Raw genomic sequence first — 25,461 nt, forward strand, 5'->3', positions numbered from 1 at the left:
CTCACCGCTCCTTCAGTTTGACGCGGGCGTTGAAGACGTTCATGCCCGCCGAGATGATCAGGCTGAGCGCCAGATAGGTCAGCATCATCAGCACGATGGCCTCCAGCTCTCGGCCGGTCTGGTTCAGCGTGGTGCCGCCCAGGGTGCCGCGCAGGTCCATGTAGCCCACCGCGATCGCCAGAGAGCTGTTCTTGGTCAGGTTCAGGTATTGCGAGATCAGCGGCGGAATGATGACCCGCAAAGCCTGCGGCAGGATCACCAGGCTCATGGTGCGGTTCGGGCGCAGGCCCAGGGCAAAGGCCGCCTCGGACTGGCCGCGGCTGACGGCCAGGATGCCCGCGCGGACGATTTCCGCGATGAAGGCCGCCGTGTACAGCGTCAGCGCCAGCCACAGCGCCACCAGCGAATTCGAGACGTTCAGCCCGCCGGTAAAGTTGAACCCCTGCAGGCTGGGCGCCTCCAGGTGCAGGCCAAAGAACCAGATCAGGAACAGCGACGGCAGCGTCATCACGGCCAGGGTCTTCCACCAGGTCACGGGGCGGTTGCCGGTGCGGTCCTGAACGTCCTGCGCCCAGGCCCGGATCATGCGCCGCACGATCCAGCCGCCGACCAGCACCACGACAAAGGCGATGGTGGCCCAGTTGAAGGTGATGCGCGCGCCCAAGTCCAGGCTGCCCGGATCGTTGGTCATGGCCAGCGTCGGCAGCGCGGTGTAGCGGTTCGTCAGCGCGACATTGTCGAACAGGATCATGCCGGCGCTGGCCTCGTCGCCGCGAAAGGCGTTGGGCGGCGGCAGGATCTCGGTGAAGACCGCGTAAACGATCAGGATCCACAGCAGCAGCGGCATGTTGCGGAAGATCTCCACGAACACCGTCATCAGCCGTGCGAACAGCCAGTTCCTCGACAGCCGCGCCACGCCCACGATCACGCCAAGAACGGTCGCCGCGATGCAGCCCAGGACAGCCACGATCAGCGTGTTCAGCAGCCCCACGACCGAGGCGCGCAGATGCGTGTCATCGGCCGTGTAGGGGATCGGCGTCTGCGAGATGTCATAGCCCGCCCGCTGGAACAGGAACCCGAAATCGAAGCTTTTGCCCATCAGGGCCAGGTTGCGGATCGTGTTGTCGATCAGCCACCAGGCGGCGGCCATGACCAGAATGAACACGATGACCTGAAAAGTCAGGGACCGATACCGCCGGTCATTGACCAGCATGCTCAGCCGGAACGGCGGTGTCGCCGTTGCCCGGATGTCCGTCATCTTGAATACCCCTGTCGCCCGCCACCGGCTTTGCGCCGTTTTTTATTGAGGCAGGTTTATCGTTGCTGGAGAGGGTGGGGCCGGACCCATGACAGGTCCGGCCCCGATCGCGTCAGCCGATCAGCGGAACGGCGGGGCGTAGAGCAGGCCGCCCTGCGTCCATTGCGCGTTCAGACCGCGGGCCAGGCCGATGGGGGTCTGCTCGCCGATATTGGCGGCAAAGATCTCGCCATAGTTGCCGTTGGCCAGGATCGCGCGGCGTGCCCATTCGGCGTCCAGGCCGATCATGGCGCCCAGCTCGTCCGTGGTGCCCAGAAGGCGCTGGACCTCGGGGTTCTCGGAGGAGCGGACCAGCTCCTCGATGTTGCGCGAGGTGACGCCGTATTCCTCGGCGGCGACCAGCGCGTTCAGCGTCCAGCGCGCGATGTCGCCCCAGTTGCTGTCGCCATGGCGCACGGCCGGCCCAAGCGGCTCCTTGGAGATGATCTCGGGCAGGATGATGTGGTTTTCGGGGTCGGCAAAGGCCGCACGGGTCGCAGCCAGGCCCGACGCGTCGGTCGTGTAGGCGTCGCAGGCGCCGGCCATGTACTGCTGCTCGCCCTCGGCATTGCTGTCGATGTTGACGGGCGTGTAGGCCATGTTGTTGGCACGGAAGTAGTCGGCCAGGTTCAGCTCGGTCGTGGTGCCGGTCTGGATGCAGATCGTCGCGCCGTCCAGTTCCTTGGCCGAGGTCACGCCCAGGTCACGGTTCACCATGAAGCCCTGGCCGTCGTAATAGTTGACGCCCACGAAATCCAGCTTCAGGTCGGTGTCGCGCGAATAGGTCCAGGTCGAGTTCCGGGCCAGCACGTCGACCTCGCCCGAGGACAGCGCGGTAAAGCGCGTCTGGCCGGTGGTCGGGACGAACTTGATCTTGTTGGGGTCACCCAGCACGGCGGCGGCCAGTGCGCGGCAATAGGCGATGTCGAAGCCGGTCCAGTTGCCGCTGGCGTCGGGCGCCGCGAATCCGACCAGGCCGGTGTTGACGCCGCAATTCAGCTCGTCGCGTTCCTTGACCTGGGCCAGGGTCGACCCCTCCTGGGCCATGCCCATGCCCGCCAGCAGGGTCGCTGCGGTCACCGTCCCCAGGAAAACCGATTTTTTCATTGTTACCTCTGTGTTGGAGCGCCCTGCCCCCCTGACGGGCGGCGGACACGATGCGGACCCTTCGCGGAGCCCTTGTCGGCATAGCACGGCGCGGTGTGCCGTCCTATTAGGCGGTATTGTGCCGATACAAGTTGCCACGTCAAGAACCCCGTCCGGGTCCGCAACCGCTTTCAACCCCGGCGGGACAGGTGCCACAGCCGCTCTGCCGAAAGAATCGCCACAAGGCGGCCTTCGGCGGCCTCCGCAGCCTCCTCGTCGCTGCCCCACCGCTCGGCCTGGAAATCCTCGTCGATGCGGGACAGGCGATGCGCGTCGGGGGCGTCGATGCGCCCCTCGACCACCGCCAGGCCCAGGATCAGCGAACCGGGAATCGTCACCAGATCATGCAGCGCGGTCAGCCCCCACAGGTCCAGCGCCCGCACCCGGGCATGCAGACGCGCCAGCGCGGCGGGGTCCTGATCGACGGGAATCACCCCGTGCGTGATGCGCAGCGGCGCGGCCAGATGGGTGGCCGACCAGTCGATCAGCGGGTCCCAGCCCTGCGCCTGGCGGCGGATCAGCACCTCGGGTTCGGTTGCCCGATAAGACAGCAGGTCAGTGCCGCCATATTCGGCAAGCATCGCAGCAACCGCATCGAATTGCGGTGCGACTTTTTCGACGGCCGAGTTCGCGGCCCGGGTCAGCGGCATGGTCTGCGGCACGATCAAATCGTCCTGCGCCTGCCATTCCGCCGCGATCGAGGCCGCCAGCCCTTCGGTCGGCAGGACCAGCGGGTGCTTGCCGGGGGTGCGTAGGACGCGGTCGTCCAGCATCACCTCGAACCCGCCTTGGGCCGGGCGCAGATCGGCGGTCTTCCAAAACCGCCGGGCCTTCCATTCGCTCATGCCGCCCACTCCTCGATGGCCTGTGTCAGGGTGGCGAAATCGTCCAGCACACGCACGGCCCCTGCCCCGTGCAGCGCATCGATCGGGTGATAGCCCCAGCTGACGCCAAAGCCTGCCAGCCCGGCGGCACCCGCCATCAGCATGTCAAAGCTGGTATCGCCGATCATCACCGCCCGGTCCGCCTGCGTCCCCGTCTCGGCCAGCGCCGCGTACAGCATCGAGGGATGCGGCTTGGACGGATGCCCATCCGCCGTCTGCAGGCTGAGGAACCGCCCCTGTAGCCCATGCGCCTTGATCATCGCATCCAGCCCGCGCCGCGATTTGCCCGTGGCCACTGCCAACCGCAGGTTGTCGTGATCGGCCAGCCGGTCCAGACAGGCCATCGCCCCGTCATAAAACGGCGCGGCACTGTCCAGCCGCGCCCGCATGAAGCTGTCCTTGTAGGCCGCGACGATCCGCGCCTGCGTGTCGGCATCGACCTCCGGGGCCAGCTGCGCCACCGCCACCGGCAGCGACAGGCCGACGATGGACAGCACCTGCGCCTTGGGCAGCGGCGTCAGCCCGACCTGGTCAAAGGCGAACCCCATCGCGTGGGTGATGTGGTTCTGGCTGTCGACCAGCGTGCCGTCGACGTCAAAGACGACCAGTCTCATTCGTCATCCGCGAACGGATCGTCCGGCACGTCGTTCTCGTGCCAGCCCACCGATTTCCAGGTGCGGGTCATGTGTTCGGGCAGCGGCGCGGTGATGGTCATGCGCTTTTTCGTGATCGGATGGTCGAAGGTGATCGACCGCGCGTGCAGGTGCAGCTTCTTGCTGATCTCTCCGCCCAGTTGTGCGCCCCAGCCATCGCCCAGGTTCTCCTGCCCCGAGCCGCCGTACTTGCCGTCGCCCACGATCGGATGGCCCAGTTCGGCCATATGCGCGCGCAGCTGGTGCGTGCGCCCGGTGATCGGCACCAGCGCGCACCAGCTGGCCCGCGTCGCCAGCGCGTCCAGCACCGCGTAATCGGTGGTGGCCCGCTTGGCGCCTTCGGTCTTGTCAATGTCGCGGGGGTGGACCGCGATCATCTTTTCGTTGTCGCCGCCGCGCCCCGAACCGCCCTTGACCAGGCCGTAACGGATCGTGCCCATCCGCGGATGCGGGACGCCCGCCACCGCCGCCCAATAGATCTTGCGCGTGGTGCGCGAGCGGAACGCCTCGGACAGGGCGCGTGCCACGCGGTCGGTCCGCGCCAGCAGCAGGACACCCGACGTGTCCTTGTCCAGACGGTGCACCAGCTTGGGCCGCTCCTTGAAGCCGAACAGCAGCGCGGTGGTCAGCCCGTCCACATGGCGACCGCCCAGACCGCTGCCGCCCTGACTGGGCAGGCCGGGGGGCTTGTTCAGGGCGATGATATGCTCGTCCTTCCACAGGACGGCGGACTGGATCATCTCCTCGTCGCTGTCGCTGACGCGCGGGCCCAGGGGGCGTTCCGCGCGCTCGGGCATGTCCCCCGGCTCGGGCAGCGGCGGGATGCGGACCTGCTGGCCCGGCTCGATCCGGGTGGCGGCCTTGACGCGGCCCCCGTCGACGCGCAGCTCTCCCTTGCGGCACATCTTCTCGATGGCCACCTGCGACAGCTGCGGAAAGCGTTTCTTCAGCCAGCGATCCAGCCGCATCTCTGCGTCATCATCGCCGACCATGATCGTCTGCACGGCACTCATGCCCAAATTCCTTGTCCCAAGGCCGGTCCGGCCTGACGACCCCCCGGCAATCGCAGGACCGAAAGCCCCCGCGTCCCGCACCCACCGCCCGATCCGGCCTTGCGCAACGGGCGCGCGGGGCGCGGTTCATTGTTGCGCGTCTGTGTGGCGGCTGGCCCCCAAAGTCAACCGCCGCGCTTCAGCCGCTGGCTGACGAACCAGTCCAGCCGCCGCTTCAACTCACGCTCGAAACCCCGCTCGACCGGGACATACAGCACTGGCCGCTTCAGCCCGTCGGGGAAGTAATTCTGGCCGCTGAAGGCGTCCTCGGCATCGTGATCATAGGCATAGCCCGCGCCATAGCCCTGATCCTTCATCATCTTGGTCGGCGCGTTCAGGATATGGGCGGGGGGCATCAGGCTGCCGGTGCGCCGCGCCTCGGCCCGCGCGTTCTTGTAGGCGGCATAGCCCGCGTTGGATTTCGGGGCCAGCGCCAGATAGATCACCGCCTGCCCCAATGCCAGCTCCCCCTCCGGGGAGCCGAGCCGTTCGTACAGCGCCCAGGCATCCAGGCAGTGCCGCGCGGCCGCCGGATCGGCAAGGCCGATATCCTCGATCGCCATGCGGGTGATGCGCCGCGCCAGATAGCGCGGGTCCTCTCCCCCCTCCAGCATGCGCGCCAGCCAGTACAGCGCCGCATCCGGGTCGCTGCCCCGCACCGCTTTGTGCAGCGCCGAGATCAGGTTGTAATGCTCCTCGCCCGACTTGTCGTATTTGGGCGCCCGCTTCATCAGCCGCTGCGCCAGGGTGTCGGGGTCGATGCGGCCGTCGACTTTCCACGCCGCGACCTGCTCGATCAGGTTCAGGGCGGCGCGGCCATCCCCATCGGCCATGTCCAACAGGACCTGGCGCGCGGGCCCGGTCAGCGGCAGGGCACGGCCCAGCTCACGCTCGGCCCGCTGCGCCAGCAGTTCCAGATCGGCGGGCGACAGACGGTCCAGCACGATGACCTGCGCCCGCGACATGACGGCGGCGTTCAGCTCGAACGAGGGGTTCTCGGTCGTGGCGCCGACCAGCAGGATCGTCCCGTCCTCCATATGCGGCAGAAAGCTGTCCTGCTGCGCCTTGTTGAAGCGGTGGATCTCATCGACGAACAGCAGCGTGCCGCGCCCCTGGCTGCGGCGCAGCCGCGCGGCGTCGAACACCTTCCGCAGGTCGGGCACGCCGGTAAAGATCGCGCTGATCTGGACAAAGGCCAGGTCGGTCTCATCGGCCAGCAGGCGCGCGATGGTGGTCTTGCCCACACCGGGCGGCCCCCACAGGATCAGCGACGACAGGCTACCCGACGCCAGCATGCTGCCCAGGGGTCCATCCGGGCCCAGCACCTTGGCCTGTCCGATGACCTCGGACAGGCGGGACGGCCGAATGCGATCGGCCAGGGGCCGGTTCCCCGTTCCGGACGGGGGGTCTGCCTGCGGCGCGGTGTCGAACAGATCTGCCATGAGGGCCTATTCTAGGCCGGACCGCGGCGCTGCGACAGCCCCGTTCCGCGCGGCGATGACGGTCAGTGCATCTTGGCGGTCAGGTCGATCGAGACGCATTGGAACTGGCCATCCTCGATCTGCATCTCGCAGCCCAGGGCCTCGGCGGTCAGGCCGCAGCGCCCGTACCAGCGCGGCCAGTTGGCCCCGGTCAGCGCGATCAGCCGCGTGGCGCCCATGTCGCGGGCCGATCCGGTCATCGCTTCGACCATCTTGAAATGCACCTTGCGGCGATACATCTGCGGGATCGAATGGCTGACGAACACGCGCGAGCATTCCCAGACATGCGGATCGACCGGTGCGGGCGCATACAGCAGGTCCTGCGGAATCGCCCCGCCCAGAATCCCCTCCTGCGCGTCGCGGATCATGTAGGAATAGATGCCGCAGCGCGCGGTCGTCGGCGTCAGACGGATGCCGGCCAGGATGTCCGTGCGGTCGTGAATGGCGATCCAGCGGCTTTGCGGCGTGTCGTACTGGTCGAACTCCATATCCTCGGACTCGGGCAGGTCCCAGTTCTTCTGGATGATGAAGCTCTGCTTGCGGGCGCGGAACAGGTTCGCGAACAATTCACCGTGGTTATGAAGATTTGAAAAGGAAAGGGTCGTCATCTGCATCTGATACTCCTGGGGTGTGAGGGCACCCTTGTCTGCCACGCGGACCCCTGGGCGACATCTACAACAAACGGTATTCCTTGGCCCTCTGCAGCGCCTCGGCCGTCGTCCGCGCCTTCAGGCGTTCCCGGACAGAAATCAACCTTGCCTTGAACGCGCTTTCGGTGATGCCAAGCTTGGCAGCCGCTGCTGCATGACGATCGCCCTCCGCAATGCAACGAAGGGCTTCTTTCTGAGCCTTGGTCAGGCTCGCAGGCGGCTCGGTCATTTCGTGAAGCCGCCGCACCGTGGTCGAGATATCCTCGATCTCGGCATCGGTGAACTCGCGGTCGGCGCGTGCGAAGGACGCGATGGTGCGCGAGGCGATCGGACCGTGCGAGACGGTCAGACCAAAGATCAGACCGTGATCGGCCGCATCCTTGAGGATGTTGAACGGGTCCGGGATCGGCAGCGCCGACCACCGGCAGGACCCTGTGGTCGAGAACCCCCACGCGATCGTCGGATCGCGCAGGGCATAGCCGTTCTGGGAATAGAACTCGGACCATTCCTCGGCATAGGTCTGAAACTGCATCAGCGGTGCAGCAAACCGGATGTGCAAACCCACGAAATAGCCGGACAGGGCGTGCTTGCCCAGCTTTCTCAGAGCCGCATTTATGTCTGCACGTGATGACATGGCTTTTTGGACAGCTTGAAATGGTTTCGGTCAACGGTGCTGAAAGCATTCACCCGATTAAGTTTCAATTTGGTTAACGACTTTGATGCGATGAAAAAAACCATGCCCTCCCCCCGGAATCGATTGAACCTTCAACCGTTTCCACCAGGCGATGATACAGAGCCTGCAGCACGCGCGGAAGATGCTGAATGGTAGCTTCCCTAACGTAAAGGTAAAGCAGGCGGCCATGAAAAAACCCGCCGCGCTGGCACGCGGCGGGTCGATGCTTGGGGTCGTGATCCGGAGATCACTCCTCGGCGGCGTATTCCGCTTCCAGGCGGGTGCGGTCGGCGGCACCCTTGGCGCTGGTGTCGCGGTCGACCAGCTCGATGATCGCCATCGGCGCGTTGTCGCCATACCGGAAGCCGGCCCGCATGATGCGGACATAGCCACCCTGGCGGTCCTTGTAGCGCTCGCCCAGGACGTCGAACAGCTTGGCCACGTGCATGTCCTGCTTCAGCTGCGCATTCGCCTGACGGCGCGCGTGCAGGTCGCCGCGCTTGGCCAGCGTGATCAGCTTTTCGACGATCGGACGCAGTTCCTTGGCTTTGGGCAAGGTGGTCTTGATCTGCTCGTGCTCGATCAGCGAGCCGGACATGTTGGCGAACAGCGCCTTGCGGTGTTCGTGGGTACGGTTGAGGCGGCGGTAACCGCGAGCGTGACGCATGATGATCTCCTACAGCGTGTTTTGCTTTGTCCGGCAGCCCATGCGTGCGGGCCGCTCTCCTTGGGGCGGATGCCCGGTGGTCAGCGGGGGTTGCCCCCCGCCCTGATCTCAGAACTGGTCGTCGAAACGCTTGGCCAGGTCCTCGATGTTCTCCGGCGGCCAGTCGACCACGTCCATGCCCAGATGCAGGCCCATGCCCGACAGCACTTCCTTGATCTCGTTCAAGGACTTGCGGCCAAAGTTCGGGGTCCGCAGCATTTCCGCTTCGGTCTTCTGGATCAGATCGCCAATATAGACGATGTTGTCGTTCTTCAGGCAGTTGGCCGAACGAACCGACAGCTCCAGCTCATCGACCTTCTTCAGCAGGCGCGGGTCGAATTCCAGACCGTCGTCGCTGTCCTGACGGGTCGCCGATTCCGGCTCGTCGAAGTTCACGAAGACCGACAGCTGGTCCTGGACGATGCGCGCGGCATAGGCCACGGCGTCTTCCGGGGTCAGCGATCCGTCCGTCTCGATCTTCATCGTCAGCTTGTCATAGTCCAGCACCTGCCCCTCACGGGTGGGCTGAACCTCATAGCTGACGCGCTTGACCGGCGAGAAGATCGCGTCGATCGGGATCAGGCCGATGGGCGCATCCTCGGGACGGTTCTTGTCAGCGGCGACATAGCCCTTGCCCGTCTGCACGGTCAGTTCCATGTTCAGCTCGGCGCCGTCATCCAGATGGCAGATGACATGGTCGCGGTTCAGCACGGTGATGCCGGCCGTCTCCTGGATGTCGCTGGCCTTGACCTCACCCGGACCCTTGGCGGACAGAGTCAGGCGCTTGGGGCCTTCGACGTCCATCTTCAGGGTGACGCCCTTGAGGTTCAGCACGATGTCGGTCACGTCCTCGCGGACGCCGGCGACGCTGCTGAACTCGTGCAGGACGTTGTCGATCTGCACGGCCGTGATGGCACCGCCCTGCAGCGACGACATCAGCACGCGGCGCAGCGCATTGCCAAGCGTCAGGCCGAAGCCCCGCTCCAGCGGCTCTGCGATCAGCGTTGCCGTGCGGGTCGCGTCGGCACCCGGCTTGACCGCCAGCTGCGTCGGCTTGATCAGTTCGGCCCAGTTCTTGTGGATCATGGATTTTCCTCCATACTTGCTTCCTGCCCATGACCGTGGCCGGAAACGCCCGAGGTGAAATGCGAATGTCCGGCCCCCGCAGACATGCAGGGGCCGGTCAATGATGATCCAGGATCAGACGCGACGGCGCTTGGGCGGGCGGCAGCCGTTATGCGCGATCGGCGTCACGTCACGGATGGCCGTGATGTTGAAGCCGGCGGCGGCCAGTGCGCGCAAAGCCGATTCGCGGCCCGAACCGGGGCCCTGGACTTCGACGTCCAGCGTGCGGACGCCGTGTTCCTGCGCCTTGCGGCCGGCGTCTTCGGCGGCCATCTGGGCGGCGTAGGGGGTCGATTTGCGCGACCCCTTGAAGCCCATCGTGCCGGCCGAGGACCAGGCGATGGCGTTGCCCTGAACGTCGGAAATCAGGATTTTGGTGTTGTTGAAGCTGGAGTTCACATGAGCAACGCCGGTGGCGATGTTCTTGCGTTCCTTGCGCTTCATGCGGGTCTTGTCACGTGCCATGTCGCTTGCCCCTTATTTCTTCTTGCCGGCGATCGGCTTGGCTGGGCCCTTGCGGGTGCGCGCATTGGTATGCGTGCGCTGGCCACGGACCGGAAGGCCGCGACGGTGACGAAGACCGCGATACGAGCCCAGGTCCATCATGCGCTTGATGTTCATCTGGACTTCGCGGCGCAGGTCGCCCTCGACGGTCAGGTTGGCATCGATGTACTCGCGGATAGCCAGAACTTCGGCATCCGACAGATCGTTGATGCGGCGCGTCGGGTCGATGCCCGTGGCTTCGCAGATCTGCGCGGCATAGAGCGATCCGATGCCGTGGATATAGGTCAGAGAGATGGGGACGCGTTTCCCCGTTGGGATATTGACGCCAGCAATACGAGCCACGCGTTTTCCTTTTCAGTTGCGGTTCCGTAACGCCGGAACCTTTTTTCACAACGCAAGGCCCGAAAGCTGTGCCTTCGGGCCAAATCGATGGTCCACCCGCGAACCGGGTGATTCTCTTGCGAGATGCCGTGGATTAGCGGCAGATCGCCGCGCCGTCAAGCAGGCAGCGCCGCCGCGATCTGCGCCGAGACCTGATCCATGGCGGCCATGCCGTCCACGGTCTTCAGATTGCCCTTGGCGTAATAGTAGCCCAGCAGCGGTGCGGTCTTCTTGTAATACTCGCGCAGGCGGTCGGCAAAGACCTCGGGCGTGTCGTCGCGGCGCACGGGCTGACCCGCGGCGCGCGATTCGTCCGCGCGCTTGACGATGCGGCCAACCAGTGCCTCGTCGTCCACCTGCAGCTCGATCACCGCATCCAGCGCCATGCCGGATTCGGCCAGCAGGCGGTCCAGCGCATCCGCCTGCGCCAGGGTGCGCGGAAAGCCGTCAAAGATGAAGCCCTTGCCGCCCTTCTCCAGCTGCTCGCGGATCAGGCCGATGACGATCTCGTCGGTGACCAGCTCTCCGCGATCCATGACCTCGGCGACGCGCTGGCCCATCTCGGTCCCCGAGGACCGGGCGGCGCGCAGCATGTCGCCGGTGGACAGCTGGACCATCCCTTTTTCCTCGACCAGGCGGCTGGCCTGGGTTCCCTTGCCCGCCCCCGGCGGTCCCAACAGGATGATGTTGATGGTCATGGCGTCTGTCCCCCTCAGGCTGGCCATTCATGCGGCCTTGTCGTCTCGTCGATTGCCGGTCGCGCCTCAGCGGCGCGACGGCAACCGGCGTGGCTTGGCGGTGCCCGGCTTGCGCTTGCCGCGCAGCTGGGATTTCTCGATCAGCCCCTCGTACTGGTGCGCCAGCAGATGGCTCTGGACCTGATTGATCGTGTCCATCGTCACCGACACCACGATCAGCACCGACGTGCCGCCCAGATAGACCGGGATCGAGAACTGGTCGCGCAGGATCTCGGGCATCAGGCAGACCAGGGCCAGATAGGCCGAGCCAATGACCAGCAGGCGGTTCACCACGTAATCCAGATAGTCCTGGGTCCGCTTGCCCGGCCGGATGCCGGGGATGAAGCCGCCCTGGTTCTTCAGGTTCTCGGCCACGTCATCGGTCTTGAACGACACGTTCTGCGTATAGAAATACGTGAAGAAGATGATCATCGCCGCGAAGAACAGCAGATAGAGCGGCTGTCCGGGCCCGAAATAGGCCAGCACGATCGACATGATCGGGCCGGTCTCGTTCCCCGAGAAGGTCGAGATGGTGATCGGCAGCAGCAACAGCGAGCTGGCGAAGATCGCCGGGATCACGCCCGCCGGGTTGACCTTGACCGGCAGGTGGCTGGTCTGGCCGTCATAGACCTTCATGCCGACCTGGCGCCGGGGATATTGGATGCGGATCTTTCGGAGCGCGCGTTCCATGAACACGACGAAGGCGATGATCGCGATCAGCATCACGATCACGAACAGGATCACCGGGGTCGAGATGGCGCCCGTGCGGCCCTGTTGGAAGAAGGTCGCGAGCGCCGCCGGAATTTCCGCCAGGATGCCCACGAAGATGATCAGCGAGATGCCGTTGCCCACACCCCGCGCGGTGATCTGCTCACCCAGCCACATCAGGAACATGGTGCCGCCGACCAGCGTGATCACGACCGAGGCCTGGAAGAACAGCCCCGGCTCATGCGCCAGACCGCCCGCCTCAAGGCTGCGCGCCAGACCATAGGCCTGGAACAGCGCCAGCACGACCGTGCCGTAGCGCGTGTACTGGTTGATTTTCTTGCGGCCCTGCTCGCCCTCTTTTTTCAGCTGCTCCAGCGTGGGCACCATCGAGGTCAAAAGCTGCACGATGATCGAGGCCGAGATGTAGGGCATGATGCCCAGGGCGAAGACGCCCATCCGGCCAAGCGCGCCGCCGGTGAACATGGACAGCATGCCGCCGATGCCGGTCGAGGCCTGCTCCATGAAGTTGCGCAGCGCCGCGCCGTCGATGCCCGGCACCGGGATATAGGTGCCGATGCGGTACATGATCAGCACGCCGATCGTGAACCAGATCCGCTGGCGAAGTTCCGTGGCCCGACCGAGCTGCCCCCAGGAGAGGTTCGCGGCCATCTGTTCTGCGGCTGACGCCATGCTGTTCCGTCCCGTGTCATGACAGCGCCGCCGACCCGTTTTCGCGGGGACCGGCGGCGCCTGAAAACCTAGATGCTATCTATAGGGGCAGACATGCCCCGTTCAACAGCTTATTCGGCCGCCGCTGCGGTTGCGGGCAGCTGGACCTTGCCGCCGGCCTTCTCGACCGCCTCGACTGCGGCCTTGGACGCGCCGGTCACGGTGATGGTCAGACCGGCCTTCAGCTCACCCTTGGCCAGCAGACGGATGCCGTCCAGCTTGCGGCGCACCAGGCCCGAAGCGACCAGTGCGTCCTCGGTCAGTTCGGCCTTCGCGTCGATCTTGCCGGCATCGATGAAGCCCTGGATCATGCCCAGGTTCACGACGGCAAAGGATTTCGCGTTGGGCGCGGTGAAACCGCGCTTGGGCAGGCGGCGGTACAGCGGCATCTGGCCGCCCTCGTATCCGCCCAAAGCCACGCCCGAGCGCGACTTCTGACCCTTGATGCCGCGGCCTGCGGTCTTGCCTTTGCCCGAACCGGGGCCGCGCGCAACGCGCTTCTTGGATTTGTTCGCGCCGTCGTTGTCGCGGATTTCGTGCAGTTTCATGTCGCTTCTCCTTGCCGGACACACCCTCGAAGCGAAACAGGGGGCCACGGCTTTTCTTGCTTGTTGAATCACAGTGCCATCGGCACCGGGGCGCTATACGCCTAAACCCCGCATCATTCAAGCGATCCCGCCACAGCGCCCGGCGCAATCGCGTCCGACACCGTGTTGTGACTTGAGTGCGCCCGCCCGCTTGCTAGGCAGGATGGGCAACGAACCCCGGAAACCGCCATGTCCCGCCTGTCCCTCGCTCCCCTGGCCCTTCTGACCGCCCTCTGGGCCGCCCCTGCCCTGGCGCAGGAGGCCGATCCGACCTTCTGCACCGCCCGCATCAACAACCGCGACGTGGTCATGGGCTATGACCGGGCCGAGGCGCGCCTGTCCATCACCTATTCCCGCCGCGAACAGCTGGCCACGCGTATCGGGCGGCACGACTGCCCCAGCTATGTCGTGCTGCGCAGCCTGACCCCCGAACTGAGCGACGAAGAGCGCCTGCCCTTCTGCCTGCGCTTTGACAAGCAGACCGATTCGGTCATGGGCTATGACCTTGGCACCCGCGATGCCTGGGGCCAGTGCCGCGAACAGTCGCGGGCCGTCTGCCGCCGCGTGAACCAGACCACCGCCGCCGCCGGAGCCCTGACCGGGGCCGCCGCACGCCGCTCGGTCCAGGGGCTGCAGACCCTGCCGGACGCCTCGGGCGCGGTCATCCTCAGCGGAGCGGGCACGGCGGTGTCGGGGGCGCTGGCATCGCTTGGCGGGGCGGCTGCGGCGGTCGCGGCCTCGCCCGTGCTGCTGACCGGCGCGGCGGTGTCGGTCGTGGCCGTGGGCGGCACGCTCTATGCCTGCCGCGAGGGCGAATGACCCCGTGAAACGCAAAACGCCCCGCACATGGCGGGGCGTTTCGACGAACCGGCGGTAAGGCTCAGTTCTTTTCTTCGATGATCACCACCATGTGGGGGATCTTGTTGACCATGCCGCGCACGGAGGGGGTATCCTCCAGCTCGCGGGTGCGGTTCATCTTGTTCAGTCCCAGACCCTTCAGCGTGGCCAGCTGGTCCTTGGGACGGCGGATCGGGCTGCCGATCTGCTTGACGACGATGGTTCCCATGCGTCTCGCTCCTTACGCTTCGACAGCGGCGTCAGCCGGCTTGTCGTTCGAGGGCAGGATGTCGGCGACCTTCTTGCCGCGACGGGTCGCGACCGAGCGGGGGCTCGACTCTTTCTTCAGACCGTCCAGGGTGGCGCGGATCATGTTGTAGGGGTTCTGCGACCCCTGCGACTTGGCCACGACGTCCTGCACGCCCAGCATCTCGAACACGGCGCGCATCGGGCCGCCCGCGATGATGCCGGTGCCCGGAACGGCGGTGCGCATGATGACCTTGCCGGCACCGTGACGACCTTCGATGTCGTGGTGCAGGGTGCGGCCGTCACGCAGCGGCACGCGGATCAGGCCGCGCTTGGCCTGCTCGGTCGCCTTGCGGATCGCCTCGGGGACCTCTTTGGCCTTGCCCTTGCCGAAACCGACGCGGCCGCGCTGGTCGCCGACGACGACGAGAGCCGCAAAGCCAAAGCGCTTGCCGCCCTTGACAGTCTTGGACACGCGGTTGATGGCAACCAAGCGGTCCTGGAATTCCGGGTTCTCTTCGCGGTCGTTGCGACCGCCCCGGCGATTGTTGTCACGTTCTGCCATGAGGCATTCCTTCTTGGGTGGCGCGCGCGGCGCCGGTTGTCTCGACCCTTGGTGGACGCGCCCGCAGGCGGGCACGTCCCCGGATCATCGGGGCGGCGCTGACGCCGCCCACAGGATCAGAACTTCAGGCCACCTTCACGGGCGGCGTCGGCCAGAGCCTTAACCTTGCCGTGGAAGATAAAGCCGCCGCGATCGAACACGACTTCTTCGACGCCTGCAGCCTTCGCACGCTCGGCGATAGTCGCGCCGATCCTGGCCGCGGCCTCGACGTTGTTCTTGCCGATCAGGCCCAGATCCTTCTCCAGCGTGCTGGCCGAGGCCAGGGTCACGCCCTTCAGATCGTCGATCACCTGAACAAAAATGTTCTTGGACGACCGGTGGATCGACATGCGGGGACGTCCGTTCGACATCGCCCGCAGCTTGTTCCGAACGCGCAGGCGGCGCTTCAGGAACAGCTCTTGCTTTTTCAGTGCCATTTCATGCGCCCCTTACTTCTTCTTGCCTTCCTTGCGGAAGACGAACTCGCCCTTGTAGCGGATACCCTTGCCCTTGTAGGGCTCGGGCTTGCGCCACTCGCGGATGTTCGCTGCGACCTGGCCAACAAGCTGCTGGTCAATGCCTTCCACAACGATTTCGGTCTGCTTCGGAGACGACACCGTGACGCCTTCCGGCACCGCGAAGATCACGTCATGCGAATAGCCCAGGGCCAGTTTCAGATCCTTGCCCTGCATGGTGGCGCGGTAACCCACGCCCTGGATCTCCAGCTCTTTCTTGAACCCGGTGGACACGCCCACGGTCAGGTTCTCGATCATCGAGCGGGTCATCCCCCATTGCTGGCGCGCACGCTTGGACGTTCCGCGCGGCTTGACCGCAACCGAACCGTCTTCCAGCACCAGGTCCACATCATCGGTCGCCGTGAAGTGACGGGTGCCTTTCGGCCCCTTCACTTCGATGGTCTGACCCTTGATCTCGGCCGTCACGCCCTTGGGCAGTTCGACCGGCTTCTTACCAATACGAGACATTCTGCCCTCCTTAGAACACGGTGCAGAGGACTTCGCCGCCGACATTGGCAGTGCGAGCCGCTGCATCCGTCATGACGCCCTTGGGAGTCGAGACGATGGAGACGCCCAGGCCCTGACGGACCTTCGGGATTTCCTTGGACCCGGCATAGACCCGGCGACCCGGCTTGGACACGCGCGACAGTTCCCGGATGACCGGGGTTCCGTCGTGGTATTTCAGCCCGATTTCCAGCTCTTTGTGGCCTTCGGTCGTGGTCACTTCCTCGTAGCCGCGGATGTAACCTTCGTTCTTGAGCACGTCCAGAACCCAGGCACGCAGCTTGGAGGCGGGGGTGCGGACGGTCGATTTGCCGCGCATCTGCGCATTGCGGATGCGGGTCAGCATATCGCCGAGAGGATCGTTCATCATGATATATGCCCCCTTACCAGCTGGACTTGACCAGGCCGGGGATCTGACCTTGCGAGCCCAGCTCGCGCAGCATGATCCGCGACAGTTTCAGTTTGCGGTAATACGCATGCGGACGACCGGTCAGTTGGCACCGGTTGTGCAGGCGCACGGCCGACGAATTGCGCGGCAGCTCGGCCAGCTTCAGCGTAGCCTTGAACCGCTCTTCCATCGGGCGGGACTGGTCATGGATGACCTCGTTCAGTTCAGCACGCTTGGCAGCGTATTGCTTCACCAGACGCTCGCGCTTCTTCTCGCGCTCGACCATGGATTTCTTTGCCATATCTTCTTTCCCTCCGCGATCAGCTGGTGAACGGCATGTTGAAATGCTTCAACAGCGACTTCGCTTCCGCGTCGGTCTTCGCGTTGGTGCAGATGATGATGTCCATCCCCAGAACTTCGTCGACCTTGTCGAAGTTGATCTCCGGGAACACGATGTGCTCTTTCAGGCCCATCGCATAGTTGCCGCGGCCGTCGAAGGACGTCGGCTTCACGCCGCGAAAGTCGCGGACGCGGGGCAGTGCGATGTTGATCAGGCGGTCCAGGAATTCGTACATCCGGTCGCCGCGCAGGGTCACCTTGCAGCCCAGGGGCATCTCTTCACGCACGCGGAAGCCGGCGATCGACTTCTTGGCATAGGTGATGATGGCCTTCTGGCCGGCGATCAGCGACAGCTCGTCTGCTGCCTGCTTGACCTTCTTGGTGTCCTTGACGGCCTCGCCGACACCCATGTTCAGGACGATCTTGTCCAGACGCGGGATCTGCATGTCGTTCTTGTAGCTGAACTCTTCCTTCAGCGCGGCCTTGATGGTGTCGTTGAACACCGCACGCAGGCGGGGCGTGTACTTTGCGTCGTCCAGCATCAGATCACGTCTCCCGTGGTCTTGGCAAAGCGGACCTTGGCGCCGTCTTCCATGCGGAAGCCCACGCGGGTTGCCTTGCCGTCCTTGTCCATCAGCGACAGGTTCGACAGGTCGATCGGCATGGCCTTCGCCACGCGGCCGCCCTGGCTGTTCTGGGACTGCTTGGTGTGGCGGATGGCAACGTTCACGCCGTCCACGATGGCCTTGTTGTCCTTGGGCATGACAGCGGTGATCTCACCCTGCTTGCCCTTGTCCTTGCCGGCCAGCACGACGACCTTGTCGCCCTTTTTCAGCTTGGCAGCCATTACAGCACCTCCGGCGCAAGCGAGATGATCTTCATGAAGTTCTTCGCGCGCAGCTCGCGCACGACCGGCCCGAAGATACGGGTACCGACCGGCTCGCCCTGGTTGTTCAGGATGACGGCGGCGTTGCGGTCGAAGCGGATGGAGGTACCGTCTTCACGGTTCACTTCCTTGGCGGTGCGAACGACGACGGCCTTGCGGACGTCCCCCTTCTTCACCCGGCCCCGAGGGATGGCTTCCTTGACGGACACGACGATGATGTCGCCCACCGACGCATAGCGACGGTGCGAACCACCCAGGACCTTGATGCACTGAACCCGGCGTGCGCCAGAGTTGTCAGCAACATCCAGATTGGTCTGCATCTGGATCATTTGGTTTCTCCCGACCTTTGGGGACCGGCCTCGCCGACCCCAGGGTTTCGATCATTTCTGATCTGTGATGATGGACTTCAGGCGGTAGCCGCTTCGTCCGTCAGGACAGTCCAGCGTTTCGTCTTCGAGATCGGGGCACATTCGACGATGCGAACGAGATCACCGATCTTGAACTGGTTCTCCGCGTCATGGGCGCGGTATTTCTTCGACGAGCGCACGATCTTGTGCAGCACGGGATGCTTGAAGCGGCGCTCGACCAGGACGGTGATCGTCTGTTCGTTCTTGTCGCTGGTGACGCGGCCTTGCAGAATGCGTTTGGGCATGGACCGGGCTCCTTAGTTCGAGGCCGCGGCGTCGGCCGCTTTCTGGTTCAGAATCGTCTTCACGCGGGCGACTTCACGACGGACGACGCGCATGCGCGCAGTGCTTTCCAGCTGGCCGGTGGCCTGCTGAAAGCGCAGGTTGAAGGCCTCTTTCTTCAGCGCGACCAGCTGATCCTTCAGCTGGTCAGGCGTCTTCGAGAGCAGTTCTTTGGCGTCCATGACGCGTCTTCCTTTCAACATCACCGGAGAGCCCCTGATGCCCAGGGCCACCCTGATTCCGGTGGAGTTTCGTGATGAAGGCCTGCGCATACAGGCTGTGCGCCCGTTTGGCAAGCCCGATTGCCACAAAAGGCAGGGGCCCCGCCGATCGCTCGGCGGGGCCCCCGTCGCGATGACCCTTTCGGGCCGCCGCTTACCAGTCTTCGCGGGCGACGATGCGGGTCAGGACCGGCAGCTTCATCGCGCCAAGGCGCAGGGCCTCGCGGGCGATGGTGTCGTTGACACCGTCGATCTCGAACATGATCCGGCCCGGGTGGACGCGGGCCGCCCAGAAGTCGACGGAACCCTTGCCCTTACCCATCCGGACTTCGGTGGGCTTGGACGAGACCGGGACATCCGGGAAGATCCGGATCCAGACGCGGCCCTGACGCTTCATGTGACGCGTGATCGCGCGGCGGGCCGCCTCGATCTGGCGCGCGGTCACACGCTCGGGTTCGGTCGCCTTCAGGGCGAACGAGCCGAAGTTCAGGTCGAAACCGCCCTTCGCCTCGCCGTGGATGCGGCCCTTGTGCTGTTTGCGGAACTTGGTCCGTTTCGGTTGCAGCATTGTTCTCTACTCCTTACCGGGCGTCGCGGCGCGGGCCGCGGGGGGCAGGGCCCTCCTGGGCTTCGGCGGCGCGGCGGTCATGGGCCTGGGGATCATGTTCCATGATCTCGCCCTTGAAGATCCACACCTTGACGCCGATGATCCCGTAGGGGGTCGTCGCCTCGGACAGCGCATAGTCGATATCGGCCCGCAGGGTATGCAGGGGCACGCGGCCCTCGCGATACCACTCGGTCCGCGCGATCTCGGCACCACCCAGACGGCCGGCGACGTTCACGCGGATGCCCAGGGCACCCATACGCATGGCGTTCTGGACCGAACGCTTCATGGCGCGGCGGAACGACACGCGACGCTCCAGCTGCTGAGCGATCGATTCGGCGACCAGCTGCGCATCGACGTCGGGCTTGCGCACTTCGACGATGTTCAGGTGCAGCTCGCTGTCGGTGAAGTTCGCCAGCTTCTTGCGCAGAGTCTCGATGTCCGCACCCTTTTTCCCGATGATGACACCGGGGCGCGCTGCGTGAATGGTCACGCGGCACTTCTTGTGGGGACGCTCGATGATGACGCGGCTGATGCCGGCCTGCTTGGCTTCCGTGTGGATGAAGTCCCGGATCTTCAGGTCTTCAAGCAGCAGATTGCCATAGTCCTTGTCGTCGGCATACCAGCGGCTGTCCCAGGTGCGGTTGACCTGCAGGCGCATGCCGATCGGATTGACCTTCTGACCCATTACGCTTGCTCCTCGACTTGGCGCACCTTGATGGTGATTTCCGAAAACGGCTTCATGATCTTGCCGAAGCGGCCACGTGCCCGCGGACGGCCACGCTTCATCACCAGGTTCTTGCCGACCCAGGCCTCGGCAACGACCAGGTTGTCGACGTCCAGACCGTGGTTGTTCTCGGCATTCGCGATGGCGGACTGAAGGCATTTCTTCACGTCACCGGCGATCCGCTTGTGCGAGAAGGTCAGGTCGGCCAGGGCCTTGTCCACCTTCTTGCCGCGGATCAGTTGCGCGACCAGGTTCAGTTTCTGCGGCGAGGTGCGAAGCATCTTCGTCTTGGCGAAGGCCTCGTTCTCCGCCACGCGGCGCGGATTGTTTTCCTTACCCATGACGATTACTTCCTCTTCGCTTTCTTGTCCGCGGCGTGACCGTAATAGGTCCGCGTGGGCGAATATTCACCGAACTTCTGGCCGATCATCTCTTCGCTGACATTCACCGGGATGTGCTTGTGCCCGTTGTAGACAGCAAAGGTCAGACCCACGAATTGCGGCAGGATGGTCGAACGACGCGACCAGATCTTGATGACCTCGGACTTGCCGGACTCTTTGACCTTTTCCGCCTTCTTGAGCACATAGGCGTCAACAAAGGGGCCTTTCCAAACAGAACGTGCCATGGATCAACGCCCCTTCTTTTTCGCGTGGCGCGAACGCAAGATGTACTTGTCGGTCGCCTTGTTGCTGCGGGTCTTCTTGCCCTTGGTGTCTTTACCCCAGGGCGTGACCGGCGTGCGGCCACCCGACGTGCGACCCTCACCACCACCATGCGGGTGGTCGATCGGGTTCATGGCGACGCCGCGAACGCTCGGGCGGATGCCCTTGTGGCGGTTGCGACCGGCCTTGCCGAGGTTCTGGTTCGAGTGGTCGGCATTCGACACGGCACCGATGGTGGCCATGCACTCCTGACGCACCAGACGCAGCTCGCCCGAGGACAGGCGGATCTGGGCGTAGCCGCCGTCACGACCCACGAACTGGGCATAGGTGCCTGCCGAACGTGCGATCTGGCCGCCCTTGCCGGGCTTCAGCTCGACATTGTGGACGATCGTGCCGATCGGCATGCCGCTGAAGGGCATGGCGTTGCCGGGCTTGACGTCGACCTTGGCGCCGGCGACGACCTTGTCACCGATGGCCAGACGCTGCGGCGCCAGGATATAGGCCTGCTCGCCGTCTTCGTACTTGACCAGCGCGATGAAGGCGGTGCGGTTGGGATCGTACTCGATCCGCTCGACCGTGGCCGCCATGTCGAACTTGGTGCGCCGGAAATCGACGATGCGATACAGGCGCTTTGCGCCGCCACCCTGGCGACGCATGGTGATCCGTCCGGTGTTGTTCCGGCCGCCTTTCTTGGTCAGACCCTCAGTGAGGCTCTTGACCGGGCGACCTTTCCAAAGCTCCGAACGGTCGATCAGAACCAGCCCACGCTGGCCAGGCGTCGTCGGCTTATACGACTTCAATGCCATCTTTCTGTCTTCCGTTGCTTTGGACCGAGGAGGTCCGTTTCAGTCAAATGCGGCCACCCCGGATCGCTCCGGGGCGGCCTGATCGCGTCCGGTTATCAGAGACCGGTCGAGACGTCGATGTTGTGGCCGGCTTCCAGCGTCACATAGGCTTTCTTGACGTCGCTGCGACGGCCGGGCTGGCCGCGGAAGCGCTTGGTCTTGCCCTTGGTGATGGTGGTGTTGACCGCCTTCACCTTGACGCCGAACAGGGCTTCGACGGCCTGCTTGATCTGCGGCTTGTTAGAATCCTTGGCGACCTGGAACACGACGCCGTTGTTCTCGGACGTCATGGTGGCCTTTTCGGTGATGATCGGCTTGACGATCACGTCGTAATGTTCGGCTTTCGCGCTCATTTCAGACGAGCCTCCAGAGCTTCGACACCAGCGCGCGTGATGACCAGGGTATCACGCTTGAGGATGTCATAAACGTTGGCACCCATCGACGGCAGGATATCCACGCCTTCGATGTTGCGGGCGGCACGGGCAAAGTTCTCGTTCACTTCGGCACCGTCGATCACCAGCACGCGCTTCCAGCCGTTCTCGCGGACGGCCTTGGCGACGGCTGCGGTCTTGGCGTCGGCGAGGTTCAGATCCTCGATGATCACCAGTTCACCCGCGGTGGCCTTGGCCGACAGCGCGTGACGCAGACCCAGGGCACGAACCTTCTTGGGCAGATCGAAGGCGTGCGACCGCGGGGTCGGGCCCTTGTAGACGCCGCCCTTGCGGAAGATCGGCGCCTTGCGCGAGCCGTGGCGTGCGCCGCCGGTGCCCTTCTGGCGATAGATCTTCTTGGTCGAATAGCTGACCTCGGACCGGCCCAGCACCGAGTGGGTGCCGGCCTGCGCCTTGGCACGCTGCCAACGCACGACGCGCTGCAGGATGTCGCCGCGCGGCTCCAGGCCGAAGATGTCGTCGGCCAGATCGATCGACCCGGCTGCGCCGGAATCCAGCTTGATCACATCAAGTTTCATCACTTGTCTCCTTCCGGCGCGTCGTCATTGGAGGCCGGCTCTTCCGCGTTGGGATCGACGGCGTCCTTGTCCGACTGGATCGAGGCTTCGGCCTCGGCCAGGGCGGCGGCTTCCTGCTCGGCGGCCAGACGGGCGGCCTCCTCGCGGGCTGCTTCTTCCTCGGCGGCGGCGGCGGCGGCGGCTTCTTCAGCCAGACGCTTGGCCTCGTTCGCGGCGGAACGCAGGGCGGCCGGATAGATCAGGTTCTCGGGCGTCGCCTTCTTGACGGCGTCCTTGACGGTGACCCAGCCACCCTTGGAGCCCGGAACCGAGCCCTTGACCATGATCAGGCCACGGTCGCTGTCCGTGCGCACGACCTGCAGGTTCTGCGTGGTGACGCGGACGGCACCCAGGTGACCTGCCATCTTCTTGCCCTTGAACACCTTGCCGGGGTCCTGGCACTGGCCGGTCGAACCGTGCGAACGGTGGCTGACGGACACGCCGTGCGAGGCACGCAGACCGCCAAAGTTGTGACGCTTCATGGCGCCCGCAAAGCCCTTACCGATCGAGATACCAGCGATGTCCACATACTGACCCGAGAAATAGTGGTCAGCCGTGATTTCCTCACCGACATTGATCAGGTTCTCTTCCGCGACGCGGAATTCCACGATCTTGCGCTTGGGCGCGACCGAGGCCTTGGCGAAGTGACCGCGCATGGCTGCGGTCGTGCGCTTTGCTTTTGCCTCACCGGCGCCCAGCTGGACGGCGGTATAGCCATCGGTCGCGGCGGTGCGCTGCGCGATGACCTGCAGACCGTCCAGTTGCAGGACGGTGACGGGAACCTGACGGCCGTCCTCAAGGAACAGACGGGTCATGCCCAGTTTCTTGGCGATGATACCAGTACGCAACATGATCGGCCTCCTCAGACTTTGATCTCGACATCCACGCCGGCGGCGAGGTCGAGCTTCATGAGGGCGTCAACGGTCTGCGGGGTCGGGTCGACGATGTCCAGCAGACGCTTGTGCGTGCGGATTTCCCACTGGTCGCGCGACTTCTTGTCGATGTGCGGACCACGCAGGACGGTGAATTTCTCGATCTTGTTCGGCAGCGGGATCGGGCCGCGGACGGTCGCGCCGGTGCGCTTGGCCGTGTTCACGATTTCCTGGGTGCTGGCATCCAGCACGCGGTAATCGAAGGCCTTCAGCCGGATCCGGATATTCTGGCTTTGCATAAAGACATCCCTCTTGCGGGGAGTTCCAGTCGAGAGGCTGACATCGCACCGCGCGGGGCCAGCATCGGACCGTAAAAATAACAGCAGGCCGCCCTTGGGTGGCGGCCCGTGACAAGGCGACCGATTCTTGCCATCAGGCATCAGACCGGTCACGATTGCGCTGCCTTAACGGCTTGCCCCCCGCAGGTCAAGGCATGGCGTGCCTATCCTGGCGATTGTGCGTCCCGGGGCCGGGCGCTATGTCGCGCAGGGCGCACAAGGCTGCGGGGGGACCGGATATGCGGCACAGGCTGATCGGCATGATCCGGCGCAGGCCCGCCCTGCTGGACGCCCTGCGCCAGGCGCGGGTGGCGGTGCTGGGGCGGCTGCCCGGCGCGGCGGCGCGCCCGGCTTCGACCATCGCGCCGATCGACTGGCGGAGGGCAGCGCCCGGCCTGCCCGTGCCCCCGCCCCTGCTGCTGGACGACATTCCCGTCGTGCCGGCCCGCCGCCTGCACCATGAGGTCCTGTCCGACGGCGGCCCCGTCTGGCCCGATTTCGACACGACGCCGCTGGTCCGACACCTGATCCACGACACCCCCGCCGATATCAACGCGACGCCCGCGCGCAGGCCCGGACCGCGGCTGGACCGTCCGGTCATCTGGGGCGGGCGCTGCCTGTTCCATTTCGGCCATCTCGCGGCCGAGCATCTGAACCGCCTGCCCGGCGCGCTGTATCACCACCCCGGCGCCGAGGCGCTGTTCCTGCTGCCCCCCGGCAAGCTGGGCCGCGAGGTGCCCGGCTATTTCTGGGACATGACCGCGTGGTTCGGCCTGCGCCCCGACCGGGTGCGCCTGGTCACCCGGCCGATGGTCGCGGGCCGCCTGACGGTCACCCCGCAGACCGAACACATGAGCGCCCATCCCCCGCCCGACTGGCATCTGGATCTGCTGGACCAGCTGCCGGGGTTGCACGGACTGGAGCCGGTCCCCAACCGGGCGCTGTATGTGACCCGCATGGGGCAGCTGCCCCGCGGCAGCGGCGCCCATGCGGGCGAGGCCGCCCTGGTCGAGGCCCTACGCGCCGCCGGGGTGGCGATCATGGACCCCGGCCGCGAGGGGCTGATGCGCCAGATGGCGCTTTATGCCGGGGCGCGGCTGCTGATCTTTGCCGAAGGCTCGGCGATGCACGGACGCCAGCTGCTGGGCCGGGTCGATCAGACCATCCTGGTGCTGCGCCGCAGGCCGCACAGCACCATGGCCCGCGCCCAGCTGCAGCCGCGCTGCACCCGGCTGGATTACGCCCCGGTCATCCGCGGATTCGCGGCCCCGATCCATCTGGGCGGGTCCGAGATGCTGCCCCACGGGATCACCTTCCTTGCGCCGCAGCGCCTGTTCGGCATCCTGCGCGGATATGGGGTGGAGCTGGCCCCCCATTGGGACGGCGACCGCTTTGCCGCAGCAGAGGCCCGCGATGCGCAGCTGTGGCGCGACGCGATTCTGGCGCGCAGCGACATCGACCGCGTCGCCACGCTGGACCGGATGTCGGCGGTCCTAACCCGGATGGGCGTGGCCTGACGGCCCGAATGCAAAAAGGGCCGCCCCTTGGGGCGGCCCTTTCCGTCTGTCTTTGGGTCAGATCACTTGATGATCTTGGACACGACGCCTGCGCCGACGGTGCGGCCGCCTTCGCGGATGGCGAAGCGCAGCTTCTCTTCCATGGCGATCGGCGCGATCAGCTCGACCTCGAACTTCAGGTTGTCGCCGGGCATCACCATCTCGGTGCCCTCGGGCAGCTTGACGGTGCCGGTCACGTCCGTCGTGCGGAAGTAGAACTGCGGGCGGTAGTTCGCGAAGAACGGCGTGTGGCGGCCGCCCTCTTCCTTGGTCAGGATATAGGCCTCGGCCTCGAAGGTCGTGTGC

Annotated in this window: 38 protein-coding genes; 2 read left to right on the forward strand and 36 right to left on the reverse strand. The window is 65.1% G+C overall.

What is annotated here, in order from left to right:
* Position 1: 1 nt before the first annotated feature.
* From ABS73_RS07125 to rplO, 15 genes are all read right to left on the reverse strand, one after another.
* On the reverse strand, positions 2-1,258 hold the full coding sequence (locus tag ABS73_RS07125; protein ID WP_277020021.1) for an amino acid ABC transporter permease: 1,257 nt from the start codon (positions 1,256-1,258) through the stop codon (positions 2-4).
* 120 nt (positions 1,259-1,378) lie between these two features.
* On the reverse strand, positions 1,379-2,404 hold the full coding sequence (locus ABS73_RS07130) for an amino acid ABC transporter substrate-binding protein (RefSeq protein ID WP_136857747.1): 1,026 nt from the start codon (positions 2,402-2,404) through the stop codon (positions 1,379-1,381).
* A 170-nt stretch (positions 2,405-2,574) separates the two neighbouring features.
* Entirely contained in the window at positions 2,575-3,288 is a 714-nt protein-coding gene (locus ABS73_RS07135; protein ID WP_277020018.1) for an ATP12 family chaperone protein, read from the reverse strand.
* Positions 3,285-3,941: an HAD-IA family hydrolase gene (locus ABS73_RS07140; RefSeq protein WP_277020016.1), complete on the reverse strand. Its 657-nt coding sequence runs from the start codon at positions 3,939-3,941 to the stop codon at positions 3,285-3,287. The genes ABS73_RS07135 and ABS73_RS07140 overlap by 4 nt, the downstream gene beginning before the upstream one ends.
* On the reverse strand, positions 3,938-4,993 hold the full coding sequence (locus ABS73_RS07145) for an RluA family pseudouridine synthase (RefSeq protein ID WP_277020014.1): 1,056 nt from the start codon (positions 4,991-4,993) through the stop codon (positions 3,938-3,940). The genes ABS73_RS07140 and ABS73_RS07145 overlap by 4 nt, the downstream gene beginning before the upstream one ends.
* A gap of 164 nt (positions 4,994-5,157) precedes the next feature.
* On the reverse strand, positions 5,158-6,474 hold the full coding sequence (locus ABS73_RS07150; protein WP_277020013.1) for a replication-associated recombination protein A: 1,317 nt from the start codon (positions 6,472-6,474) through the stop codon (positions 5,158-5,160).
* Between the two features lie 62 nt (positions 6,475-6,536).
* Positions 6,537-7,127, reverse strand: a complete 591-nt coding sequence (locus tag ABS73_RS07155) for an acyl-homoserine-lactone synthase (RefSeq protein ID WP_277020011.1) — start codon at positions 7,125-7,127, stop codon at positions 6,537-6,539.
* A 58-nt stretch (positions 7,128-7,185) separates the two neighbouring features.
* Positions 7,186-7,797 carry a helix-turn-helix transcriptional regulator gene (locus ABS73_RS07160; RefSeq protein ID WP_136857755.1) on the reverse strand — a complete coding sequence of 204 codons (612 nt, stop codon included), beginning with the start codon at positions 7,795-7,797 and terminating at the stop codon, positions 7,186-7,188.
* Positions 7,798-8,083: 286 nt separating this feature from the next.
* On the reverse strand, positions 8,084-8,503 hold the full coding sequence (gene rplQ, locus ABS73_RS07165; protein WP_136857756.1) for a 50S ribosomal protein L17: 420 nt from the start codon (positions 8,501-8,503) through the stop codon (positions 8,084-8,086).
* A gap of 108 nt (positions 8,504-8,611) precedes the next feature.
* Entirely contained in the window at positions 8,612-9,628 is a 1,017-nt protein-coding gene (locus ABS73_RS07170) for a DNA-directed RNA polymerase subunit alpha (RefSeq protein WP_136857757.1), read from the reverse strand.
* Positions 9,629-9,742: 114 nt separating this feature from the next.
* The gene (gene rpsK / locus ABS73_RS07175; RefSeq protein WP_042247912.1) at positions 9,743-10,132 is read right to left on the reverse strand and encodes a 30S ribosomal protein S11; all 390 of its coding nucleotides are present in this window, start codon (positions 10,130-10,132) and stop codon (positions 9,743-9,745) included.
* Positions 10,133-10,144: 12 nt separating this feature from the next.
* A complete protein-coding gene (rpsM, locus tag ABS73_RS07180) occupies positions 10,145-10,513 on the reverse strand; it encodes a 30S ribosomal protein S13 (protein WP_277020006.1) in 369 nt (122 codons plus the stop codon).
* A 155-nt stretch (positions 10,514-10,668) separates the two neighbouring features.
* Positions 10,669-11,250: an adenylate kinase gene (locus ABS73_RS07185; protein WP_277020004.1), complete on the reverse strand. Its 582-nt coding sequence runs from the start codon at positions 11,248-11,250 to the stop codon at positions 10,669-10,671.
* Between the two features lie 66 nt (positions 11,251-11,316).
* Entirely contained in the window at positions 11,317-12,687 is a 1,371-nt protein-coding gene (gene secY / locus ABS73_RS07190; protein WP_136857760.1) for a preprotein translocase subunit SecY, read from the reverse strand.
* 110 nt (positions 12,688-12,797) lie between these two features.
* Positions 12,798-13,274 carry a 50S ribosomal protein L15 gene (gene rplO / locus ABS73_RS07195; RefSeq protein ID WP_136857761.1) on the reverse strand — a complete coding sequence of 159 codons (477 nt, stop codon included), beginning with the start codon at positions 13,272-13,274 and terminating at the stop codon, positions 12,798-12,800.
* Positions 13,275-13,502: 228 nt separating this feature from the next.
* Between rplO and ABS73_RS07200 the strand changes: the two genes are divergently transcribed.
* Complete coding sequence (locus ABS73_RS07200; RefSeq protein ID WP_277020001.1) at positions 13,503-14,132, forward strand: hypothetical protein; 630 nt, start codon at positions 13,503-13,505, stop codon at positions 14,130-14,132.
* 61 nt (positions 14,133-14,193) lie between these two features.
* On the opposite strand, the gene rpmD is transcribed toward ABS73_RS07200, so the two are convergent.
* From rpmD to rpsJ, 20 genes are all read right to left on the reverse strand, one after another.
* Positions 14,194-14,379, reverse strand: a complete 186-nt coding sequence (gene rpmD / locus ABS73_RS07205; RefSeq protein ID WP_136857763.1) for a 50S ribosomal protein L30 — start codon at positions 14,377-14,379, stop codon at positions 14,194-14,196.
* Between the two features lie 12 nt (positions 14,380-14,391).
* Positions 14,392-14,961, reverse strand: a complete 570-nt coding sequence (gene rpsE / locus ABS73_RS07210; RefSeq protein ID WP_136857764.1) for a 30S ribosomal protein S5 — start codon at positions 14,959-14,961, stop codon at positions 14,392-14,394.
* A 116-nt stretch (positions 14,962-15,077) separates the two neighbouring features.
* The gene (rplR, locus tag ABS73_RS07215; RefSeq protein ID WP_277019998.1) at positions 15,078-15,437 is read right to left on the reverse strand and encodes a 50S ribosomal protein L18; all 360 of its coding nucleotides are present in this window, start codon (positions 15,435-15,437) and stop codon (positions 15,078-15,080) included.
* Positions 15,438-15,449: 12 nt separating this feature from the next.
* Positions 15,450-15,983, reverse strand: a complete 534-nt coding sequence (rplF, locus tag ABS73_RS07220) for a 50S ribosomal protein L6 (RefSeq protein ID WP_136857766.1) — start codon at positions 15,981-15,983, stop codon at positions 15,450-15,452.
* 10 nt (positions 15,984-15,993) lie between these two features.
* Positions 15,994-16,392, reverse strand: a complete 399-nt coding sequence (gene rpsH / locus ABS73_RS07225) for a 30S ribosomal protein S8 (RefSeq protein ID WP_286693422.1) — start codon at positions 16,390-16,392, stop codon at positions 15,994-15,996.
* A gap of 10 nt (positions 16,393-16,402) precedes the next feature.
* Positions 16,403-16,708, reverse strand: a complete 306-nt coding sequence (rpsN, locus tag ABS73_RS07230; RefSeq protein WP_136857768.1) for a 30S ribosomal protein S14 — start codon at positions 16,706-16,708, stop codon at positions 16,403-16,405.
* 19 nt (positions 16,709-16,727) lie between these two features.
* A complete protein-coding gene (rplE, locus tag ABS73_RS07235) occupies positions 16,728-17,288 on the reverse strand; it encodes a 50S ribosomal protein L5 (protein WP_136857769.1) in 561 nt (186 codons plus the stop codon).
* Positions 17,288-17,593, reverse strand: coding sequence for a 50S ribosomal protein L24 (gene rplX / locus ABS73_RS07240; RefSeq protein ID WP_136857770.1), 306 nt, complete (start codon positions 17,591-17,593; stop codon positions 17,288-17,290). Before rplX ends, rplE begins: the two co-directional genes overlap by 1 nt.
* Positions 17,593-17,961, reverse strand: coding sequence for a 50S ribosomal protein L14 (rplN, locus tag ABS73_RS07245; RefSeq protein WP_022708219.1), 369 nt, complete (start codon positions 17,959-17,961; stop codon positions 17,593-17,595). Before rplN ends, rplX begins: the two co-directional genes overlap by 1 nt.
* A 77-nt stretch (positions 17,962-18,038) precedes the next feature.
* Complete coding sequence (gene rpsQ, locus ABS73_RS07250) at positions 18,039-18,284, reverse strand: 30S ribosomal protein S17 (RefSeq protein WP_136857771.1); 246 nt, start codon at positions 18,282-18,284, stop codon at positions 18,039-18,041.
* A gap of 12 nt (positions 18,285-18,296) precedes the next feature.
* Positions 18,297-18,503, reverse strand: coding sequence for a 50S ribosomal protein L29 (rpmC, locus tag ABS73_RS07255; RefSeq protein WP_277019990.1), 207 nt, complete (start codon positions 18,501-18,503; stop codon positions 18,297-18,299).
* Between the two features lie 193 nt (positions 18,504-18,696).
* Positions 18,697-19,110, reverse strand: coding sequence for a 50S ribosomal protein L16 (gene rplP, locus ABS73_RS07260; RefSeq protein ID WP_045982159.1), 414 nt, complete (start codon positions 19,108-19,110; stop codon positions 18,697-18,699).
* A 13-nt stretch (positions 19,111-19,123) separates the two neighbouring features.
* The gene (gene rpsC, locus ABS73_RS07265; RefSeq protein ID WP_136857773.1) at positions 19,124-19,834 is read right to left on the reverse strand and encodes a 30S ribosomal protein S3; all 711 of its coding nucleotides are present in this window, start codon (positions 19,832-19,834) and stop codon (positions 19,124-19,126) included.
* On the reverse strand, positions 19,834-20,214 hold the full coding sequence (gene rplV / locus ABS73_RS07270) for a 50S ribosomal protein L22 (protein WP_042247864.1): 381 nt from the start codon (positions 20,212-20,214) through the stop codon (positions 19,834-19,836). Before rplV ends, rpsC begins: the two co-directional genes overlap by 1 nt.
* A 5-nt stretch (positions 20,215-20,219) precedes the next feature.
* Positions 20,220-20,498 (reverse strand): 30S ribosomal protein S19, encoded by a 279-nt coding sequence (gene rpsS, locus ABS73_RS07275; RefSeq protein WP_131574401.1) that lies wholly within the window; start codon positions 20,496-20,498, stop codon positions 20,220-20,222.
* Positions 20,499-20,501: 3 nt separating this feature from the next.
* Positions 20,502-21,341 carry a 50S ribosomal protein L2 gene (rplB, locus tag ABS73_RS07280; protein WP_136857774.1) on the reverse strand — a complete coding sequence of 280 codons (840 nt, stop codon included), beginning with the start codon at positions 21,339-21,341 and terminating at the stop codon, positions 20,502-20,504.
* Between the two features lie 95 nt (positions 21,342-21,436).
* Positions 21,437-21,733 carry a 50S ribosomal protein L23 gene (locus ABS73_RS07285; RefSeq protein WP_277019981.1) on the reverse strand — a complete coding sequence of 99 codons (297 nt, stop codon included), beginning with the start codon at positions 21,731-21,733 and terminating at the stop codon, positions 21,437-21,439.
* Positions 21,730-22,350 carry a 50S ribosomal protein L4 gene (gene rplD, locus ABS73_RS07290; protein ID WP_136857776.1) on the reverse strand — a complete coding sequence of 207 codons (621 nt, stop codon included), beginning with the start codon at positions 22,348-22,350 and terminating at the stop codon, positions 21,730-21,732. The genes ABS73_RS07285 and rplD overlap by 4 nt, the downstream gene beginning before the upstream one ends.
* Positions 22,350-23,240, reverse strand: coding sequence for a 50S ribosomal protein L3 (gene rplC, locus ABS73_RS07295; protein ID WP_277019978.1), 891 nt, complete (start codon positions 23,238-23,240; stop codon positions 22,350-22,352). The genes rplD and rplC overlap by 1 nt, the downstream gene beginning before the upstream one ends.
* Positions 23,241-23,251: 11 nt before the next feature.
* Positions 23,252-23,560: a 30S ribosomal protein S10 gene (gene rpsJ / locus ABS73_RS07300; RefSeq protein ID WP_042247848.1), complete on the reverse strand. Its 309-nt coding sequence runs from the start codon at positions 23,558-23,560 to the stop codon at positions 23,252-23,254.
* 299 nt (positions 23,561-23,859) lie between these two features.
* Between rpsJ and ABS73_RS07305 the strand changes: the two genes are divergently transcribed.
* Positions 23,860-25,116: a glycosyltransferase 61 family protein gene (locus ABS73_RS07305; protein ID WP_286693421.1), complete on the forward strand. Its 1,257-nt coding sequence runs from the start codon at positions 23,860-23,862 to the stop codon at positions 25,114-25,116.
* A 62-nt stretch (positions 25,117-25,178) separates the two neighbouring features.
* Here the strand turns inward: ABS73_RS07305 and ABS73_RS07310 are convergent.
* Positions 25,179-25,461: EF-Tu C-terminal domain-related protein (locus ABS73_RS07310; protein ID WP_502686049.1), on the reverse strand; the 283-nt coding region annotated here is incomplete at its 5' end.

It is taken from the genome of Paracoccus sp. SCN 68-21 (assembly GCF_001724535.1).
GTDB classification, from domain to species: domain Bacteria; phylum Pseudomonadota; class Alphaproteobacteria; order Rhodobacterales; family Rhodobacteraceae; genus Paracoccus; species Paracoccus hibiscisoli.

What these genes read in the sequence shown, in the direction of transcription:
- ABS73_RS07125 (WP_277020021.1), bottom strand. Translation starts at nt 1,258, where the DNA reads ATGACGGACATCCGGGCAACGGCGACACCGCCGTTCCGGCTGAGCATG.
- ABS73_RS07130 (WP_136857747.1), bottom strand. Translation starts at nt 2,404, where the DNA reads ATGAAAAAATCGGTTTTCCTGGGGACGGTGACCGCAGCGACCCTGCTG.
- ABS73_RS07135 (WP_277020018.1), bottom strand. Translation starts at nt 3,288, where the DNA reads ATGAGCGAATGGAAGGCCCGGCGGTTTTGGAAGACCGCCGATCTGCGC.
- ABS73_RS07140 (WP_277020016.1), bottom strand. Translation starts at nt 3,941, where the DNA reads ATGAGACTGGTCGTCTTTGACGTCGACGGCACGCTGGTCGACAGCCAG.
- ABS73_RS07145 (WP_277020014.1), bottom strand. Translation starts at nt 4,993, where the DNA reads ATGAGTGCCGTGCAGACGATCATGGTCGGCGATGATGACGCAGAGATG.
- ABS73_RS07150 (WP_277020013.1), bottom strand. Translation starts at nt 6,474, where the DNA reads ATGGCAGATCTGTTCGACACCGCGCCGCAGGCAGACCCCCCGTCCGGA.
- ABS73_RS07155 (WP_277020011.1), bottom strand. Translation starts at nt 7,127, where the DNA reads ATGCAGATGACGACCCTTTCCTTTTCAAATCTTCATAACCACGGTGAA.
- ABS73_RS07160 (WP_136857755.1), bottom strand. Translation starts at nt 7,797, where the DNA reads ATGTCATCACGTGCAGACATAAATGCGGCTCTGAGAAAGCTGGGCAAG.
- rplQ (WP_136857756.1), bottom strand. Translation starts at nt 8,503, where the DNA reads ATGCGTCACGCTCGCGGTTACCGCCGCCTCAACCGTACCCACGAACAC.
- ABS73_RS07170 (WP_136857757.1), bottom strand. Translation starts at nt 9,628, where the DNA reads ATGATCCACAAGAACTGGGCCGAACTGATCAAGCCGACGCAGCTGGCG.
- rpsK (WP_042247912.1), bottom strand. Translation starts at nt 10,132, where the DNA reads ATGGCACGTGACAAGACCCGCATGAAGCGCAAGGAACGCAAGAACATC.
- ABS73_RS07185 (WP_277020004.1), bottom strand. Translation starts at nt 11,250, where the DNA reads ATGACCATCAACATCATCCTGTTGGGACCGCCGGGGGCGGGCAAGGGA.
- secY (WP_136857760.1), bottom strand. Translation starts at nt 12,687, where the DNA reads ATGGCGTCAGCCGCAGAACAGATGGCCGCGAACCTCTCCTGGGGGCAG.
- rplO (WP_136857761.1), bottom strand. Translation starts at nt 13,274, where the DNA reads ATGAAACTGCACGAAATCCGCGACAACGACGGCGCGAACAAATCCAAG.
- ABS73_RS07200 (WP_277020001.1), top strand. Translation starts at nt 13,503, where the DNA reads ATGTCCCGCCTGTCCCTCGCTCCCCTGGCCCTTCTGACCGCCCTCTGG.
- rpmD (WP_136857763.1), bottom strand. Translation starts at nt 14,379, where the DNA reads ATGGGAACCATCGTCGTCAAGCAGATCGGCAGCCCGATCCGCCGTCCC.
- rpsE (WP_136857764.1), bottom strand. Translation starts at nt 14,961, where the DNA reads ATGGCAGAACGTGACAACAATCGCCGGGGCGGTCGCAACGACCGCGAA.
- rplR (WP_277019998.1), bottom strand. Translation starts at nt 15,437, where the DNA reads ATGGCACTGAAAAAGCAAGAGCTGTTCCTGAAGCGCCGCCTGCGCGTT.
- rplF (WP_136857766.1), bottom strand. Translation starts at nt 15,983, where the DNA reads ATGTCTCGTATTGGTAAGAAGCCGGTCGAACTGCCCAAGGGCGTGACG.
- rpsN (WP_136857768.1), bottom strand. Translation starts at nt 16,708, where the DNA reads ATGGCAAAGAAATCCATGGTCGAGCGCGAGAAGAAGCGCGAGCGTCTG.
- rplE (WP_136857769.1), bottom strand. Translation starts at nt 17,288, where the DNA reads ATGCTGGACGACGCAAAGTACACGCCCCGCCTGCGTGCGGTGTTCAAC.
- rplX (WP_136857770.1), bottom strand. Translation starts at nt 17,593, where the DNA reads ATGGCTGCCAAGCTGAAAAAGGGCGACAAGGTCGTCGTGCTGGCCGGC.
- rplN (WP_022708219.1), bottom strand. Translation starts at nt 17,961, where the DNA reads ATGATCCAGATGCAGACCAATCTGGATGTTGCTGACAACTCTGGCGCA.
- rpsQ (WP_136857771.1), bottom strand. Translation starts at nt 18,284, where the DNA reads ATGCCCAAACGCATTCTGCAAGGCCGCGTCACCAGCGACAAGAACGAA.
- rpmC (WP_277019990.1), bottom strand. Translation starts at nt 18,503, where the DNA reads ATGGACGCCAAAGAACTGCTCTCGAAGACGCCTGACCAGCTGAAGGAT.
- rplP (WP_045982159.1), bottom strand. Translation starts at nt 19,110, where the DNA reads ATGCTGCAACCGAAACGGACCAAGTTCCGCAAACAGCACAAGGGCCGC.
- rpsC (WP_136857773.1), bottom strand. Translation starts at nt 19,834, where the DNA reads ATGGGTCAGAAGGTCAATCCGATCGGCATGCGCCTGCAGGTCAACCGC.
- rplV (WP_042247864.1), bottom strand. Translation starts at nt 20,214, where the DNA reads ATGGGTAAGGAAAACAATCCGCGCCGCGTGGCGGAGAACGAGGCCTTC.
- rpsS (WP_131574401.1), bottom strand. Translation starts at nt 20,498, where the DNA reads ATGGCACGTTCTGTTTGGAAAGGCCCCTTTGTTGACGCCTATGTGCTC.
- rplB (WP_136857774.1), bottom strand. Translation starts at nt 21,341, where the DNA reads ATGGCATTGAAGTCGTATAAGCCGACGACGCCTGGCCAGCGTGGGCTG.
- ABS73_RS07285 (WP_277019981.1), bottom strand. Translation starts at nt 21,733, where the DNA reads ATGAGCGCGAAAGCCGAACATTACGACGTGATCGTCAAGCCGATCATC.
- rplD (WP_136857776.1), bottom strand. Translation starts at nt 22,350, where the DNA reads ATGAAACTTGATGTGATCAAGCTGGATTCCGGCGCAGCCGGGTCGATC.
- rplC (WP_277019978.1), bottom strand. Translation starts at nt 23,240, where the DNA reads ATGTTGCGTACTGGTATCATCGCCAAGAAACTGGGCATGACCCGTCTG.
- rpsJ (WP_042247848.1), bottom strand. Translation starts at nt 23,560, where the DNA reads ATGCAAAGCCAGAATATCCGGATCCGGCTGAAGGCCTTCGATTACCGC.
- ABS73_RS07305 (WP_286693421.1), top strand. Translation starts at nt 23,860, where the DNA reads ATGATCCGGCGCAGGCCCGCCCTGCTGGACGCCCTGCGCCAGGCGCGG.